Source organism: Rhizobium laguerreae (genome assembly GCF_019778565.1).
Lineage (GTDB): Bacteria > Pseudomonadota > Alphaproteobacteria > Rhizobiales > Rhizobiaceae > Rhizobium > Rhizobium laguerreae.
Genome location: NZ_JAAXQT010000008.1, coordinates 83,868 through 98,478 on the forward strand (window position 1 = coordinate 83,868; position 14,611 = coordinate 98,478).

Annotated in this window: 15 protein-coding genes and 1 other RNA gene; 8 read left to right on the top strand and 8 right to left on the bottom strand. The window is 62.1% G+C overall.

Annotation, left to right across the window (positions count from 1 at the left end; genetic code table 11):
* The first annotated feature begins 1 nt into the window (after position 1).
* Entirely contained in the window at positions 2-514 is a 513-nt protein-coding gene (locus tag HFO71_RS23300; RefSeq protein ID WP_131665513.1) for an NUDIX hydrolase, read from the top strand.
* 52 nt (positions 515-566) lie between these two features.
* Complete coding sequence (locus HFO71_RS23305) at positions 567-1,130, top strand: DinB family protein (protein WP_131665514.1); 564 nt, start codon at positions 567-569, stop codon at positions 1,128-1,130.
* A gap of 90 nt (positions 1,131-1,220) precedes the next feature.
* Here HFO71_RS23305 and HFO71_RS23310 read toward each other — a convergent pair whose 3' ends face one another.
* Together HFO71_RS23310 and mprF are read right to left on the bottom strand one after the other, a co-directional pair.
* Positions 1,221-2,603, bottom strand: a complete 1,383-nt coding sequence (locus HFO71_RS23310; protein ID WP_168284252.1) for a virulence factor family protein — start codon at positions 2,601-2,603, stop codon at positions 1,221-1,223.
* A complete protein-coding gene (mprF, locus tag HFO71_RS23315) occupies positions 2,600-5,203 on the bottom strand; it encodes a bifunctional lysylphosphatidylglycerol flippase/synthetase MprF (RefSeq protein WP_131641674.1) in 2,604 nt (867 codons plus the stop codon). Before mprF ends, HFO71_RS23310 begins: the two co-directional genes overlap by 4 nt.
* Before the next feature lie 235 nt (positions 5,204-5,438).
* Here mprF and HFO71_RS23320 point away from each other — a divergent pair, with 235 nt between their 5' ends.
* Entirely contained in the window at positions 5,439-5,816 is a 378-nt protein-coding gene (locus tag HFO71_RS23320) for a DoxX family protein (protein ID WP_131641676.1), read from the top strand.
* A 178-nt stretch (positions 5,817-5,994) separates the two neighbouring features.
* On the opposite strand, the gene gnd is transcribed toward HFO71_RS23320, so the two are convergent.
* The 3 genes from gnd to HFO71_RS23335 form a co-directional block, all read right to left on the bottom strand.
* Positions 5,995-7,026, bottom strand: a complete 1,032-nt coding sequence (gene gnd, locus HFO71_RS23325) for a phosphogluconate dehydrogenase (NAD(+)-dependent, decarboxylating) (protein WP_017962006.1) — start codon at positions 7,024-7,026, stop codon at positions 5,995-5,997.
* 99 nt (positions 7,027-7,125) lie between these two features.
* Positions 7,126-7,479, bottom strand: a complete 354-nt coding sequence (locus HFO71_RS23330; RefSeq protein WP_077979559.1) for a VOC family protein — start codon at positions 7,477-7,479, stop codon at positions 7,126-7,128.
* Positions 7,480-7,490: 11 nt separating this feature from the next.
* Entirely contained in the window at positions 7,491-7,973 is a 483-nt protein-coding gene (locus HFO71_RS23335; protein ID WP_077979558.1) for an SRPBCC domain-containing protein, read from the bottom strand.
* Positions 7,974-8,028: 55 nt separating this feature from the next.
* Here HFO71_RS23335 and HFO71_RS23340 point away from each other — a divergent pair, with 55 nt between their 5' ends.
* From HFO71_RS23340 to HFO71_RS23350, 3 genes are all read left to right on the top strand, one after another.
* Complete coding sequence (locus HFO71_RS23340) at positions 8,029-8,361, top strand: ArsR/SmtB family transcription factor (RefSeq protein ID WP_131665518.1); 333 nt, start codon at positions 8,029-8,031, stop codon at positions 8,359-8,361.
* Between the two features lie 76 nt (positions 8,362-8,437).
* A complete protein-coding gene (locus HFO71_RS23345) occupies positions 8,438-8,974 on the top strand; it encodes a helix-turn-helix transcriptional regulator (RefSeq protein WP_077979556.1) in 537 nt (178 codons plus the stop codon).
* Positions 8,975-9,071: 97 nt separating this feature from the next.
* Positions 9,072-10,079, top strand: coding sequence for an NAD-dependent epimerase/dehydratase family protein (locus HFO71_RS23350; protein ID WP_221968372.1), 1,008 nt, complete (start codon positions 9,072-9,074; stop codon positions 10,077-10,079).
* 84 nt (positions 10,080-10,163) lie between these two features.
* On the opposite strand, the gene ssrS is transcribed toward HFO71_RS23350, so the two are convergent.
* From ssrS to HFO71_RS23365, 3 genes are all read right to left on the bottom strand, one after another.
* Positions 10,164-10,322: non-coding RNA, 6S RNA (ssrS, locus tag HFO71_RS23355), on the bottom strand.
* Positions 10,323-10,391: 69 nt separating this feature from the next.
* Positions 10,392-10,769 carry a cell division protein ZapA gene (locus tag HFO71_RS23360; protein ID WP_077979554.1) on the bottom strand — a complete coding sequence of 126 codons (378 nt, stop codon included), beginning with the start codon at positions 10,767-10,769 and terminating at the stop codon, positions 10,392-10,394.
* Positions 10,770-10,785: 16 nt separating this feature from the next.
* A complete protein-coding gene (locus HFO71_RS23365; RefSeq protein WP_012758879.1) occupies positions 10,786-11,061 on the bottom strand; it encodes a DUF4164 domain-containing protein in 276 nt (91 codons plus the stop codon).
* A gap of 333 nt (positions 11,062-11,394) precedes the next feature.
* Here HFO71_RS23365 and tkt point away from each other — a divergent pair, with 333 nt between their 5' ends.
* Together tkt and gap are read left to right on the top strand one after the other, a co-directional pair.
* Positions 11,395-13,368 carry a transketolase gene (tkt, locus tag HFO71_RS23370; protein ID WP_221968371.1) on the top strand — a complete coding sequence of 658 codons (1,974 nt, stop codon included), beginning with the start codon at positions 11,395-11,397 and terminating at the stop codon, positions 13,366-13,368.
* An 81-nt stretch (positions 13,369-13,449) separates the two neighbouring features.
* Entirely contained in the window at positions 13,450-14,460 is a 1,011-nt protein-coding gene (gap, locus tag HFO71_RS23375) for a type I glyceraldehyde-3-phosphate dehydrogenase (protein ID WP_024323244.1), read from the top strand.
* The last annotated feature ends 151 nt before the right edge of the window (positions 14,461-14,611 follow it).

Genomic DNA, 14,611 nt, shown 5'->3' on the forward strand with positions numbered 1-14,611 from the left:
CATGGCCAAGCGCACTCTCATCCGCCTGAATGCGGGCGGTGAGCGTTTCAACTATCGCATCGCCGGCCTCGGCTTTCGCGACGGCCACGTGCTCGTCCATCGCGCCGTGCATGAGCCCTTCTGGACCTTTCCAGGCGGCAGGGCGGAAATCGGTGAGACGTCGGAGGAAACGCTCAAACGGGAGATGGTGGAGGAACTGGGCGTTGAGGTGACCGTCCATCGGCTGCTGTGGATCGTCGAGAACTTCTTCCGCTACGAACAGCGCGACTGGCATGAACTCGGTCTCTATTACTTGATGGACCTCCCGCCGGAATTCCCCTTTTTGTCCGGCGAGATCATCCATCGGGTCGAGGACGGCGATAACCATCTCGAGTTCAAATGGGTGCCGGCAACGCGTAATGCCCTGTGCGCACTCGACATCCCGCCCTATTTCATCGCCGATGAAATCGAAAACCTTCCCGTTGTGCCACGTCATCTCGTCTGGCGGGACGGCGATCTCGACGGCAAAGACTGATGTTAAGGCGCCCGGTGCTGTAGCCAAAAGCGCTTAAAGAGGAGATGCGCCGATGCCGACCTTCGATCCTGTCAGGCCATTCCGCAAACTTGCCTATAACAACGCCCTTGCCAACCGCCGGCTGCTTCAGGCCTGCGCTACATTGAAGCCCGGCGAATTCGAAGGGCCGCGCACCAGCTTCTTCCCCTCGATCAAGGAAACCTTGAACCATATCATCACGGTCGACTGGTTCTATGTCGACGGCCTTGAAGGCGGCACGCTCGGGCTCAAGGCGTTCGAGGTAGACGAACCGTTCCGTGACGTTTCCTCGCTGGCAGAAGCGCAGGCGAAGGTCGATCAGCGCCTGACGGCGCTTTGCGAGGCCCTGACGCCGGAGAGGCTCACCTCGACCATCAGCCTCCATCGCGGCGACCGCATCCAAGAGGAGCGGATGGAGGACGTGCTGGCCCACCTCTTCCAGCATCAGACCCATCATCGAGGACAGGTGCACGCGATGCTCTCCGGCACCAGCGTCGCTCCGCCGCAACTCGACGAATTCATCGTTGCCGACGATGCCCGGTTCCGCGGCAGCGAGCTTACAGATCTCGGCTGGAGCGAAGAGAAGCTGATGCGTTAGCACGCCCTATCGGACGCGCAGGGCGCTCTAGGTCTCAATTTGCTGCATGTCTTGGCCCCAAAAGCGCTGTACGCTTTTGCGTCACACGCATTAATTCTGCAGCCGTCTCTTCAGCCCGTCGATGATGGTCTTGGTGAGCAAGTCGTAATTTTCGTCGAAGTGATGATCGCCGGGCAGCTCGATGACCTCGGCGCCGCTATCCCTAACCGCCGGACAGGCGACATCGTCATCGTCGTCCTTGCCGTAGATGCATTGCACGAGCTTCGGATCGATGTTCTTCAGATCTCCGACGGGATCACCTCCCGCCCCTTCCGTCTTCTGGCCGAGCCAGCCGAGAACAGAGATGACGTAGTCCACTTGGTGCGAAAGCGACAGCAGCGACAATTGCGCCACCGCCGACTTTTCGGCTGGCTTGAGAAGCTGGTAGGTGGCGGGCACGACATCGGCACCGAAGGAATAGCCGACGAGTAGCACGTGCTTCACCTTCCACTGCTTGCGATAGAAATCGATGATCTTCGAAAGATCGGCAGCGGTCTCCTCCGGCTTGCGCTCCGACCAGAAATAGTGGAGCGAATCGACGCCGACGACCGGAATACCTTCCTTCTGCAGCGTGCCGCCGACCTCCTTGTCGATGTCGCGCCAGCCGCCGTCGCCGGAATAGATCACCGCCATCGTATCGAAGGCCGGCGTTGCCTCGAGCACCGCCAGCGGCAGGCCGAGCGGGTTGCCGAAAGCGCCGGAGGCGGTGACGAGATCGTCGAGCGTATCGGCAAACGCCGTCTGCGCATCGTCGGTGGAATCGCGGATCTCGATCTCGTCATGGGCCTTCTTCAGCGCCTCGGCATGCGCTCGGCCATCCTTGTTGGCATCAGGCGTGAAGACGGTAATGATCGGGTCCGGCAGGATGCCGTCGCTGAGGCCATAGATGGTGCGTTCACCGAACACCTGCTTCGACGCCGGCGTGCAAAGCTCCTTGGCAAGCGGAATGCCGGCGACCGGATTAACGGCAAGTGTCTGGCCGATCGTCGCATCCGGTGTTTGCGCGGCGATCGCCAGCGCCAAGGCCCCGCCCTCGCCGATGCCGGCGACGATCGGCAGGTGATAGGCGCTGTTGCCGGTCGCGCGCTGCACCTGCTGGCTCAGCGATTCGATGTCCGAGACCATATAGACGCAGCCGTCGTTGAGGCTGACGTCGTAGCGGCTGAGCGCCTGGATATAGGATGGAAAGTCGACGCCGATGACGACGGCGCCTTCGGCGACCAACCTGTCGGCTTCGCCCTTCTCATAGTCGCCCCAGCCGGCCGCATCCGAGATCAGCATTACCGTGCCCTTCACCTCCCCTTCCGGCAGGAAGATGTGCGGCGACGGAATGAGCCCGGTTTCGAAGCTCTGCGTGGTTTCCTCGGCGGCATCAGCCGGTGCGGCCGCGAGCATCCAGGCGCATGCCGTGGCAAGAAGGATTGTCCTGATCATTTTCTCACTACCCCTTTCAATCCGCCCCCAATCAGAAATGTCGCGTCCATCAACGCGATCATCGGATTGCCTCCTCCGGAGACCGCAAGATAGCGCGGTTGCCAGTGCGGATGAAACTTGGATTTGAATGCCCGAAGGCCTTTGAAGTTATAAAAGCGCTCGCCGTGTTCGAAGACGGTGCTGCCGATGCGGTCCCAGACGGGCGCCGCCTCGCGTTTCGACATGCCGGAGAGCGGTGCCATGCCGAGATTGAAGTGGGTGAAACCCTGCCCGCGCAGATATTCCATGATCTGCACGAAGAGAAAGTCCATCGAGCCCTTCGGCGCGTCCGGCGAGAAGCGCATGAGATCGATCGTGCCCTCCTGTCTGGATTCGGTCACGAGGATATTGGCGAAGGCGACGATCCTGCCGTCCTTTTTCAGGATGCCGACCGGCTGCGAGGAGACGTAATCGGAATCGAAGGCGCCGAGCGAGAATCCCTTTTCCTTGGCATTATGATGCTCGAGCCAAGCCGTAGAAACGGCCGCTAAATCACCGATCACCGACGGCACGTCCTGCGGTTCGACGACAGCGAATTCAAGCCCGTCGCGCTGGGCGCGGCTTGCGGTCTGGCGAAGGTTCGCCCATTTTCCGCCCTTCATCTCGAAGGTCCTGAGATCGGCCACCGCCAGTTCGCCGAGCTTGAAGGCGCGAAGGCCGGCATCGGCGCAATGGGACAGCAGCGCCGGCGATATCTGGTAGAACACGGCCCGGCAGCCGGCGGCACGCGCAGCTTCGACGAAACGCCAGACGAGTTCCTGCACGGCGCGATGGTCGCCGACCGGATCGAACAGCGCGATCCAGGAGCGGCCCTGTCGGCCATACATGATGAAGGCATCGCCGTTTTCCGAGAACATGATGCTCTTGTCGCCCATGCGCACCAGATTGGCGTCGGCATTGCCCTGCTTCATGACGATCTCGACGGCACGCGCCAGCGCCTCGTCCGTCGCCTGCTCCGGTCGGAAGGCGGCCGGCCGGAGCAGGCTGAAGACGGCGATCGCCGACGAGATGATGGTGATGCCGAGCACGGCGCGCAGCCCGCGCGGCGCCTCGGCGGTGAATTCGAACTGCCACCAGAGCTGGTTGCTGTATTCGACGTCGCGATAGACGAAGAGCAGGATGACGACGGCGCCGACGACGATCACGGCGATCGCCATCAGCCAGGACGCCGTCAGCGCCTGGTTGAGCAGCGAGGCCTGGCGGGTAAAGAGCCGGCGGCTGACGAAGAGCCCGAAGATGAGGAAGGCGAGAAAAGCGGCTTCGACGAGCGCGACCGCCTTCAGCAGCGACAAAGTCAACGCGGCAAGCGCCGAGAACACGGCCACCCACCAGGCGCCATCGAGCCGCTGGCCGAGGCCGCGCGCGGCGACAACGAGGGCCAGCCCCAGCAGGCTGGAGAGAAAATGCGCTCCTTCGACCATCGGCAGTGGCAGATAGTTGGAGAGGAATTCGAGGTTCTGGTCCGGCGTCGGCGTGACGCTTGAAAACACCAGCATGACGCCGAGCAGCAGTGCGAGAGCCGACAGCAGCTGCGGCATCAGCCGCCCGCCGATGCGCCGCATGCTGGAGGCGGCCGGATGGTCGACGAAGCGCCGCAGCTCCGCCGCCGAGACCGCGAGCACGGCGATCAGCAGCGGCAGCACATGGTAGACCAGCCGGTAGAGCACCAGCGATCCGAGCACGGCATCGATGTTCACCGCGCTGCCGAGCGAGGCGATGATCACGGTCTCGAACACGCCGAGCCCGGCCGGAACGTGACTGAGCACGCCGAGACCGACGGCGATCGCATAGACGGCGAGGAAGACCGGCCAGCCGATGGCCGTCTGCGGCAGCAGCACATACAGTACCGACGCCGAGGCGGCGATATCGAAAGCGGTGACGAGGAACTGCCGCGACCAGGTACGCGAATCCGGCAGGCGGATTGCCACAGGCCCAAGATCGAGCACGCGCCCGTCACGGCCGATAATCATCACCGCGCCCAGAATGGCGACGATCGAACCGGCGATCAACCGCAGGAGGAAGGCGCTGACCCCGATCAGCGGACCGATCTCGTCGGCGATGACGATGAGGGCGATCGCCGCAACGCCCGCGAGCCCGAGACCGAAGGACAGCGTGACGAAGGCGATGATGCGGCCGATATCCTCCGGCGAGAGCCCGAGGCGGGTATAGGCGCGGTAGCGGATCGCACCACCCGAAAGCGCGCCGAAACCGGCGGTATTGCCGACGGCATAGGCACTGAACGCCGTCAGCGCCACATGCGGAAAGGGCAGCTTCTTGCCGATGTACTCGATGGCGTTGAGATCGTAGAAGATCAGCGCGAGGAAACTGAGCGCCGTGAAGAACAACGCAAGCAGGATCGCGCTCGGCCTGGTGGCGGCCAGCGCACCGACGACGTCGTCATAGCGCACCTCGTTGGTGAGCTGCATGATCGCGTAACCGACGAGGCAGAAGACCACGAGTGACGCGGCTGCCAACAGCGGTGTTCTGTACCGTCTGAAGAGCCCGCCGAAAGAAAACCCGTCCGTTTCTTCAATCTCTTCCAAATCGCCGTGCCCCGACATTCGCGTACCTACTGTGACTGCCAGCTGGGCGGGTATCATTTCAGATGACGTAACATGAGAGGCATATAAGCTCTATGAAGCCATGCCGCCGCTACCCCAGCCCTGCCGCCTGCGCCTCAATCATCCTCAATTGGGGCGAATTTGCGCAGACGAGCGTCGCGGCACATTGCATTTTCGTAAGCTTCAGCAGAGCCTTGCCCTCAACGAGATTCGAGACGCGGGAGAACGGTTCGATATGCAAGATGGCCCGGCCTTCGTAATACTTGCCCTCGGACGTCTGCTGCTGGGCGGCCTCTATGTCGCTGGCGGCATTCATCATTTTTTCGTTATCGTGCCGCTGACCGACGCGATCGAAGCTCGCGGCGTCCCTTTTGCGAAAGGAGTGCTGGTCTTGGGCAGCATGTTCCAGATCGTCGCCGGCATCCTGCTGATGCTCGGCCTGTTCGTCGCGGCAGCGGCATTCGGTCTCATCATCTTCACGCTGGCGGCCACCGTCATGCTGCTGAATTTCTGGGACATGCAGGGAACGGCGCGCGACAGCGCGATCAATACCTGGAAGACAAACATGGCGATCATCGGCGGTCTGCTGATCGCAGCCGCCGGCGCGATGTGAAGCAGTCATGCCGCCGGCTCGGCGCCTGCCCGTGCATGCGCGGCGTAGCGCGCGACGGCAGCATCCGCCTCCGTCGCGGTCGCCCGCTACCTGCACCGTCGGCTCGGCTATGACGGCGCGCGCTACAGCGCCACGCGTCTTTCGAGAGCCGCAGGACGCTGTAGCACTTTCGATTGTTTCAGGATTTCGCGGCCGGCTTTTCCACATGGCCGCCGAAGCCCGCGCGCATCGCCGACAGCACCTTATTGGCGAATTCGTCATTGTCGCGCGAGGAGAAACGGCCGTAGAGCGCAGCACTCAGCACCGGCGTCGGCACGCTTTCGTCAATTGCCGCCATGATGGTCCAGCGGCCTTCGCCGCTGTCCGAAACCCGGCCCGCATATTTGGCCAGTGCCGGATCAGCATGCAGCGCATCGGCTGTGAGATCGAGCAGCCAGGAGGTGATGACGCTGCCGCGGCGCCAGACTTCGGCGACATCCTGCAGGTTGAAGTCGTATTGGAAATGTTCCGGATGGGCGAGCGGCGCGGTTTCCGCATCCGCCTCGTGCGAGGCAGCGCCGATATTGGCATGTTTCAGAATATTGATACCTTCGGCATAGGCAGCCATCAGGCCGTATTCGATGCCGTTATGCACCATCTTGACGAAATGACCGGCACCATGCGGGCCACAATGCAGGTAACCCTGTTCCGCGGTGCTGACCGCGGCCGCTTCGGGGCTCCGGTTCGGCGAGGCTTCGGTCTTGCCGACGCCGGGCGCCAGCGTCGCGAAGATTGGGGAAAGGTGTTCGACGATGCCCTTCTCGCCGCCGATCATCAGGCAATAACCGCGCTCAAGGCCGAAGACGCCACCGCTGGTGCCGACATCGACATAGTGGATGCCCTTGGTGATGAGGTCGGCGCCGCGGCGGATATCGTCATGATAATAGGAGTTGCCGCCGTCGATGACGATATCGCCATTCTCAAGCAACGGCACCAGGCTCGCCAGTACCTTGTCGACGATCGCCGCCGGCAGCATCAGCCAGATCGCGCGCGGATGGGCGAGCTTCGAGACGAATTCCGCGAGCGAAGCACTGCCGGTCGCGCCGAGGCCTGCGAGCTCGGCAACGCTTTCCGGCCTTGCGTCATAGACAACGCATTCGTGACCGCCTCGCATCAAGCGCTGGACCATATAATTGCCCATGCGGCCCAAACCAACCATGCCAAGCTGCATAATGAATCTCCTGGAAACCGAAAATGAAGTATCGAATCCGGAAATTAGCACCCGCGGTGTGACAGGCAAGCGAAGTCTCGGTCATATTGACGAATGCGACTATTGCGCCTCGCGCACCAGATGCACGATACCGGCCGGATTGACGATCCAGGCGCCGCGCAGATCCTCCGGCAACGCCTCGATCGGATCGCAGCGAATGACACCGGCCCTTTCGAGATGCGTGGCAGCCCTCTCGAGATCCGGTGTCATCAACTCCAGCCAGAGCTCGGCCTGGCTCATCGCCGGCACCTCGTCTATCCAGAGCCGGATCGGCCCGAGAGCGAACAGCGCCGCATCCCCTTCGCCGATCTGTTTGAGGCCGATGACATCGCGATAGAAGGCGACCGTCGCCTGATACTGGTGCGGCGGCACCTTCATCGCAATATCGACGCCGCCATAAAGAAGTTCCGTCATGACCTTTCTCCTCAAACGTCCGGCGCGCTGGCCGGCTCGCCCTTCATTTCGCTGAGGAACATGCCTTCGCGCAGATTGATGCCATATTCAACGAAGGCCTTCATGCTGCAGAGCATTTGCGTCCAACCTTCGCAGTTGAGATAGGTGCCGCGCCGGCCGGCCGCGTCCTCGCGCCAGCCGTTCTCCGCAATCGTCACCAGCGTGCCACCATCCTCCAGCGGCTTGAAGTCCATCTCCACCAGCGTCTTGTAGGTCGCCTTGTCTTCGCCAGTGCCGCCATCCCAGCGCAGCACGATGCGGCTTTCCGGCACCAGATCGACGACCTCGACCGGCGCATCCTTCCACCAGGTCACCGTCGTGCCCTTCACGAGCGGCGCACTCGCTCCGCCGATCGTGGTGAAATAGCTGCTGAGTTTCTTCGGGTTGACGACGGCGTCGAAAACCTCGGCGACGGGGCGGCCGATACGGCCGGAAACGCGAATTCCAAGAGACATGACACTTCTCCTCTTCTCCATTGTGCCTGGCACCATTATGTTATAAAAACATAACATGTCAAGCGAATCAACCGACGACCCCGTTTTCAAGGCGCTGGCGCATCATCGCCGCCGCGAAATCCTCGATCTGCTCAAGGATGGCCCCCAAACCACAGGGACCCTTTGCGAGATGTTTCCGCAGATGGATCGCTGTACGGTGATGCTGCATCTGAAGGTGCTGCAAGAGGCTGACCTGCTCATCGCCAGGAAGGAAGGCCGCGAGCGCTGGAACCACCTGAACAGCCTGCCGATCAAACACATCTATGACCGCTGGATCAGCGCCTATGCCGGCCATTCCCTGTCGATTCTCGACCGGCTGAAGGGCGACCTCGAGGGCCAGTCCGAATGATGATCCAGCCGCCCCACAGCTTGCCGGTCGGTCAGCCGAAGCCTTATGCTGGCCAAAACGGCACGGGATCAGGCAAATGACGATATCGGGCGCCGGCTTACGCCGCATGCGGCTGCTGCGCAGCATGAAGCAGGAACATCTCGCCGAACTCCTCGGCGTCAACCAGGCGACGGTCTCGCGCTGGGAGCGTAATCAGCTCGCTCTCTCGCCCGAACAGGCCATCAAGCTGGAACGGATTTTCGCCTCCCCGCAATATGCAGCAGTCGATGCGGCGCTGAAGCGGCTGGTCGAGGATTCCGTCCGGCCGGTGCATCTGATCTGCGACCGCACCCACCGTCTGCTCTCCGCCTCTCGCCCACGACAGGCGGAGTGGCGGGCGCCGCTCGGCGCCTTTCTCGGCCGTTCTCTGTTCTCTTATGCCTCCGCCGAAATCGCCGCCGCCGAGCAGTCGCTGGAGGAGCGCGGCTGGCATGAGGGCAGGCTCTCGTCGTTGACCCTCGATACCGGCGCCAACGGCAATGCGCTGCTGCCGATCGCCGCCGGCCGCGTGACCTGGGAACGGATCATGCTTTCCGACGGCAGCGCCGGCCGCCTTGTTACGACCATCGGCTGAGCCTCAAGCTTTCCTGCACTCCCATGCATAATTTATGCGTTGTCCGGAAACATCAGTCTTTATAGCGTCCGCCGCCGAACGGTCAGGAGACGATGTGATGACGATATTGGTGACGGGAAGTGCCGGCCATCTCGGCGAGGCGCTGATGCGGACCTTGAGGGCGGAAAGCCGCTGGGTGCGCGGCATCGATATCAAGCCCTCGGCTTTTACCGACATGGTCGGCTCGATCAGTGATCGCGCCTTCGTCCGGCAGGCAATGTCAGGCATCAGCCACGTCATCCATGCCGCAACGCTGCACAAGCCGCATGTGGCAACCCACGGCAATTACGATTTTCTCGACACCAATATCGCCGGCACCCTCAACCTGCTCGAAGAAGCGGTCGCCGCAGGCGTTGTCAGCGTCGTCTTCACCAGCACCACCAGCACCTTCGGTGCGGCATTGACGCCGGCTGCCGGCGAACCGGCGGCATGGGTGACCGAGGACGTGCTTCCCGTCGCGAAAAACATCTACGGCGTGACGAAACTCGCCGCCGAAGGTTTGTGCGAACTCTTCGCCCGCCAATTCGGCCTGCCGGTGGTCATTCTCAGAACGTCGCGCTTCTTCCCCGAAAACGACGACGATCCTGACATTCGCAACAGCTATTCGGCAGAGAATGCCCAGGCCAACGAGCTTCTTCACCGCCGCGTCGATATCAGCGACGTGGTCGGCGCCCATCTGCTGGCGCTCGAAAAGGCGCCGGCAATCGGCTTTGGCCGCTACATCATCTCCGCCACGACGCCGTTTTCGGCAAGTGATCTCGCCGCGATCCGGCACGATGCGCCTCACGTCGTCGAACGACTGTTCCCAGGTGCAGGCGCCCTTTACGCATCACGCGGCTGGAAAATGTTCCCGACACTCGACCGCGTCTACGTCAACGAACGCGCAAGGCGGGAGCTCGGCTGGCAGCCGCGATATGGTTTCCGTTTCGTGCTTGATTGCCTGCGCGACAACAGGGAGTGGCGAAGCCCTTTGGCGCTGAATGTCGGCTCCAAGGGCTATCACGACGAGGTCTTCGCCGAAGGACCTTACCCGGTATGCCAAGGACAAGACGACGATCGCCGCTGAGAGCGAAATCGTTGCTCTTTCCGACAAGAACCTTCCTGATGCTCGCTGTCGATCCCGCGTCTTCGCTGAAAATAGAAGGAAAGGGTGCGATCCACGACCACCGATGGATGTTTACGATCCTGGGTGCCTACAAACGTAGGTGGGCGCCGTGTGTCCAGGCCCACGGGCCTGGCCAGGGACAGCTCCCTTTGGATCGAGTATGGCCCCAGGGATTGTGGTTCCTGTCGAGAGGCGCAGACCGCATGGCGATATATAAGGTCGTTTGTGCTGGCGCGCCAGTGGCGACGGAAGGCGGCCCCTATTTAATTGAGATCAATTGAGTTCGGGGGCCGGCCGGCCGTTCAGCTTGTCGGTGATGCCGCGGATGCGGCTCGAAACCTCACTGAGCGCCGCGGCTAGGTTTTCCTCGGTGCGGGCGGTCGCTGCAAGCACCGTATCGCGGTTGCCGCGCAGCGTCTCGAGCTCGGATTCCAATCCGGCGACGCGGCGCGTCAGTTCGGAAATTTCATCCACAACCATGATGCCGGCCATGACGGTGATCCTGAGATCGCCGATTTCCCCGAACTGATCCTTGAGATGGCCGACATAGCCGTCGAAGCGGTTGGCGAGATCGGTCAGGTGATCCTCCTGCCCTTCTTCGCAGGCCATGCGATAGGCCTTGCCGTCGATCGTAACCGTCACCTGCGCCATGCGAAACTCTCTCTCATCAGCGATCCAGAACCGCGCGGATCGTTTCCATGGCCGTCACCAGCCGCCGCGAGACCTCGCGATTGACCTCTTCCAGCCGGTTGGCGCGGAATTCGGCCTGGTCGAGCTCCTGCGCCAGCCGGGAGCGATCGGCATGCACGCGCCGCACCTCGCCCTCGATCTCGCCCTGCTCGCGCTGGCGCTCGACGCGCATGTCGACGGCGTTTTCGAGGCTCGATATCGCCTGTCTCAATTCGTTGAGCGCTGCTTCCATGGTTTTGCCTGTGGGCATCATGTCTTTCCGATTCCCGCGCAGGATCCGCGAATCGGCACGCCGCGCCGATCCTGCGTTTTCAAAAGGATATGCCGCTCGTAAACGGCCCGTCAATAAATCCTGTCACTTGCCCACCGGCCTATCCTGTGGATGAGCGTTTTACACATGTCCGTCACATCAGATTCGTCATTTGTACAATCGCGCGATCAAATGTCAAAAATCGCCGCTGCACGCCCGGATTTGGCCTGCCATTTATTGACTTGCCCGTCCCAACTGCTATGTCTCTGCCGCTTTCACTCGATGGTCTTGGAGGCTCGAGGCCATCCCCCGACACCCGGAACTTGCGGAAAAGCCATGACCTCTCCCGAACAACACGACCGGATGGCGAATGCGATCCGTTTTCTCGCCATGGACGCCGTTGAAAAGGCGAACTCCGGCCACCCGGGCATGCCGATGGGCATGGCTGACGTGGCGACGGTCCTGTTCACCAAATATCTGAGGTTCGATCCGAAGAAGCCGCACTGGCCGAACCGCGATCGCTTCGTGCTGTCGGCCGGCCATGGCTCGATGCTGCTCTATTCGCTGCTGTATCTGACCGGCTATCCCGATATGACGATCGAGGATCTGAAGCAGTTCCGTCAGCTCGGCTCGAAAACCGCCGGCCATCCGGAATACGGTCATGCCACAGGCATCGAAACGACGACCGGTCCGCTCGGCCAGGGTATCGCCAATTCCGTCGGCATGGCGATTGCCGAACGCAAGCTGCGCGAGGAGTTCGGCTCCGATCTCCAGGATCACTATACCTATGCGATCTGCGGCGACGGCTGCCTGATGGAAGGCATCAGCCACGAAGCCATCGCGCTCGCCGGCCACCTGAAGCTCAACAAGCTCGTCCTGTTCTGGGATAACAACTCGATCACAATCGACGGCGCCGTCTCGCTGTCGGATTCCACCGACCAGGTCGCCCGCTTCAAGGCGGTACACTGGAACACGATCGAGATCGACGGTCACGATCAGGCCGCCATCGCCGACGCGATCGAAGCGGCCCACAAGTCCGACCGCCCGACCTTCATCGCCTGCAAGACGATCATCGGCTTTGGCGCCCCGAACAAGCAGGGCACCCACAAGGTTCATGGCAACCCGCTCGGCGCCGAGGAAATCGCCGCCACCCGCAAGGCTCTGACCTGGGAATCCGAAGCCTTCGTCATCCCGTCTGATGTGCTCGACAGCTGGCGTGCAGCCGGCGCTCGCTCGGCCGACCTCGTCAAGTCCTGGGAAGACGGTCTTGCCAAGGCTCCGGCCAGGGCCGAGTTCACCCGCCGCATGGCAGGCGATCTGCCGGAAGGCTTCGACGCCGCGATCAGCGCATACAAGAAGAAGCTCGCCGAGACCAAGCCGACGGTTGCGACCCGCAAGGCTTCGGAAGACGCGCTCGAGGTAATCAACGGCTTCCTGCCGGAAACGCTCGGCGGCTCCGCCGACTTGACGCCGTCGAACAACACCAAGACCAGCCAGATGCATTCGATCACCCCGACGGATTTCGCCGGTCGTTACATGCATTGGGGCATCCGCGAGCATGGCATGGCGTCTGCTATGAACGGCATTGCGCTGCATGGCGGCCTCATCCCCTATAGCGGCGGCTTCCTGATCTTCTCGGATTATTGCCGCCCGCCCATCCGCCTTGCTTCGCTGATGGGCATCCGCGTCATTCACGTCCTGACGCATGACTCGATCGGCGTCGGCGAAGACGGCCCGACGCACCAGCCGGTCGAGCAGCTCGCCGGTCTGCGCGCCATCCCGAACCTGATGGTCTTCCGTCCGGCCGACGCCACGGAAACGGCGGAATGCTGGCAGATCGCCATCAAGACGCACAACCGTCCCTCGGGCCTTGCTCTGACGCGCCAGAACCTCACGCCGTCCCGCACCGAATACAGCGAAAAGAACCTCTGCGAACAGGGCGCCTACACGCTGGCCGGCAATGCCGAGGCCAAGGTGACGATCTTCGCCTCCGGCTCGGAAGTCGAAATCGCCGTTGCGGCGCGTACGGCACTCGAAGCCAAGGGCGTCACCGTCCGCGTCGTATCGGTTCCCTGCACGGAACTGTTCTTCGAGCAGCCGGAAGCCTATCGCAAGGAAATTCTCGGCAACTCGCCGGTCAAGATCGCCGTCGAAGCCGCCGTTCGCGAAGGCTGGGATGCGTTCATTGGACCGGAAGGTACCTTCATCGGCATGAAGAGCTTCGGCGCTTCCGGCCCGGTCAAGGAAGTTTACAAGCATTTCGGCATCACCGCCGACGCCGTCGTTGCGGCCGCCGAAGCAAAGCTTTAATGAGGGCGCCTTGAGGCGCTCTCCATCTCCTCAATTCCAGGCCCTCGCTATCGGGCCCTACTCTATCGGGAGTGAATGAACATGACAGTCAAGGTTGCCATCAACGGTTTCGGCCGCATCGGCCGCAACGTCCTTCGCGCCATCGTCGAATCCGGCCGCACCGACATCGAAGTCGTCGCCATCAACGATCTCGGCCCGGTTGAAACCAACGCCCACCTGCTGCGCTACGACTCGATCCACGGCCGCTTCCCGGCAACGGTGAAGGTCGAGGGCGACACGATCATCGTCGGCAACGGCAAGCCGATCAAGGTCACGGCGATCAAGGATCCGGCAACGCTCCCGCACCGCGAACTCGGCGTCGACATCGCGATGGAATGCACCGGCATCTTCACCGCCCGCGACAAGGCTGCCGCTCACCTGACGGCCGGCGCCAAGCGCGTCATCGTCTCGGCGCCTGCCGATGGTGCCGACCTCACGGTCGTCTTCGGCGTCAACCATGACCAGCTCACCAAGGAGCACTTGGTCATCTCCAACGCGTCCTGCACCACCAACTGCCTGGTACCGGTCGTGAAGGTTCTCGACGACGCCGTCGGCATCGACCACGGCTTCATGACGACCATCCACTCCTACACCGGCGACCAGCCGACGCTCGACACGATGCACAAGGATCTGTATCGCGCCCGCGCGGCCGCCCTTTCCATGATCCCGACCTCGACGGGTGCAGCCAAGGCAGTCGGCCTCGTTCTGCCGCATCTGAAAGGCAAGCTCGACGGCACCTCGATCCGCGTTCCGACCCCGAACGTTTCGGTCGTCGACTTCAAGTTCGTCTCCAAGAAGGCGACCAGCGTTGGCGAAATCAACGAAGCCATCATGGCTGCTGCCAACGGCAAGCTGAAGGGCATCCTCGGCTACACCGACGAGCCGCTCGTCTCCCGTGACTTCAACCACGACAGCCACTCCTCGATCCTCGCAACCGATCAGACCAAGGTCATGGAAGGCAACTTCGTGCGCGTCCTGTCCTGGTACGACAACGAGTGGGGCTTCTCCAGCCGCATGTCCGACACGGCAGTCGCTTTCGCCAAGCTCATCTGAGCGCTCTTGAGGCATCGACATGCAAGCGGCCCGGGAAACCGGGCCGCTTTTTGTTGCCGTGCCTCCAAACGAAGGCAGCCTTCCCGCACTGGCATCTTTTCGCCCCTTGCCCGGGTGAGATCTGTTAGAATACGTCACCCTGGACATTCCA

Coding starts and splice junctions, on each gene's coding strand:
- HFO71_RS23300 (WP_131665513.1), top strand. CDS start 2: ATGGCCAAGCGCACTCTCATCCGCCTGAATGCGGGCGGTGAGCGTTTC.
- HFO71_RS23305 (WP_131665514.1), top strand. CDS start 567: ATGCCGACCTTCGATCCTGTCAGGCCATTCCGCAAACTTGCCTATAAC.
- HFO71_RS23310 (WP_168284252.1), bottom strand. CDS start 2,603: ATGATCAGGACAATCCTTCTTGCCACGGCATGCGCCTGGATGCTCGCG.
- mprF (WP_131641674.1), bottom strand. CDS start 5,203: ATGTCGGGGCACGGCGATTTGGAAGAGATTGAAGAAACGGACGGGTTT.
- HFO71_RS23320 (WP_131641676.1), top strand. CDS start 5,439: ATGCAAGATGGCCCGGCCTTCGTAATACTTGCCCTCGGACGTCTGCTG.
- gnd (WP_017962006.1), bottom strand. CDS start 7,026: ATGCAGCTTGGCATGGTTGGTTTGGGCCGCATGGGCAATTATATGGTC.
- HFO71_RS23330 (WP_077979559.1), bottom strand. CDS start 7,479: ATGACGGAACTTCTTTATGGCGGCGTCGATATTGCGATGAAGGTGCCG.
- HFO71_RS23335 (WP_077979558.1), bottom strand. CDS start 7,973: ATGTCTCTTGGAATTCGCGTTTCCGGCCGTATCGGCCGCCCCGTCGCC.
- HFO71_RS23340 (WP_131665518.1), top strand. CDS start 8,029: ATGTCAAGCGAATCAACCGACGACCCCGTTTTCAAGGCGCTGGCGCAT.
- HFO71_RS23345 (WP_077979556.1), top strand. CDS start 8,438: ATGACGATATCGGGCGCCGGCTTACGCCGCATGCGGCTGCTGCGCAGC.
- HFO71_RS23350 (WP_221968372.1), top strand. CDS start 9,072: ATGACGATATTGGTGACGGGAAGTGCCGGCCATCTCGGCGAGGCGCTG.
- HFO71_RS23360 (WP_077979554.1), bottom strand. CDS start 10,769: ATGGCGCAGGTGACGGTTACGATCGACGGCAAGGCCTATCGCATGGCC.
- HFO71_RS23365 (WP_012758879.1), bottom strand. CDS start 11,061: ATGATGCCCACAGGCAAAACCATGGAAGCAGCGCTCAACGAATTGAGA.
- tkt (WP_221968371.1), top strand. CDS start 11,395: ATGACCTCTCCCGAACAACACGACCGGATGGCGAATGCGATCCGTTTT.
- gap (WP_024323244.1), top strand. CDS start 13,450: ATGACAGTCAAGGTTGCCATCAACGGTTTCGGCCGCATCGGCCGCAAC.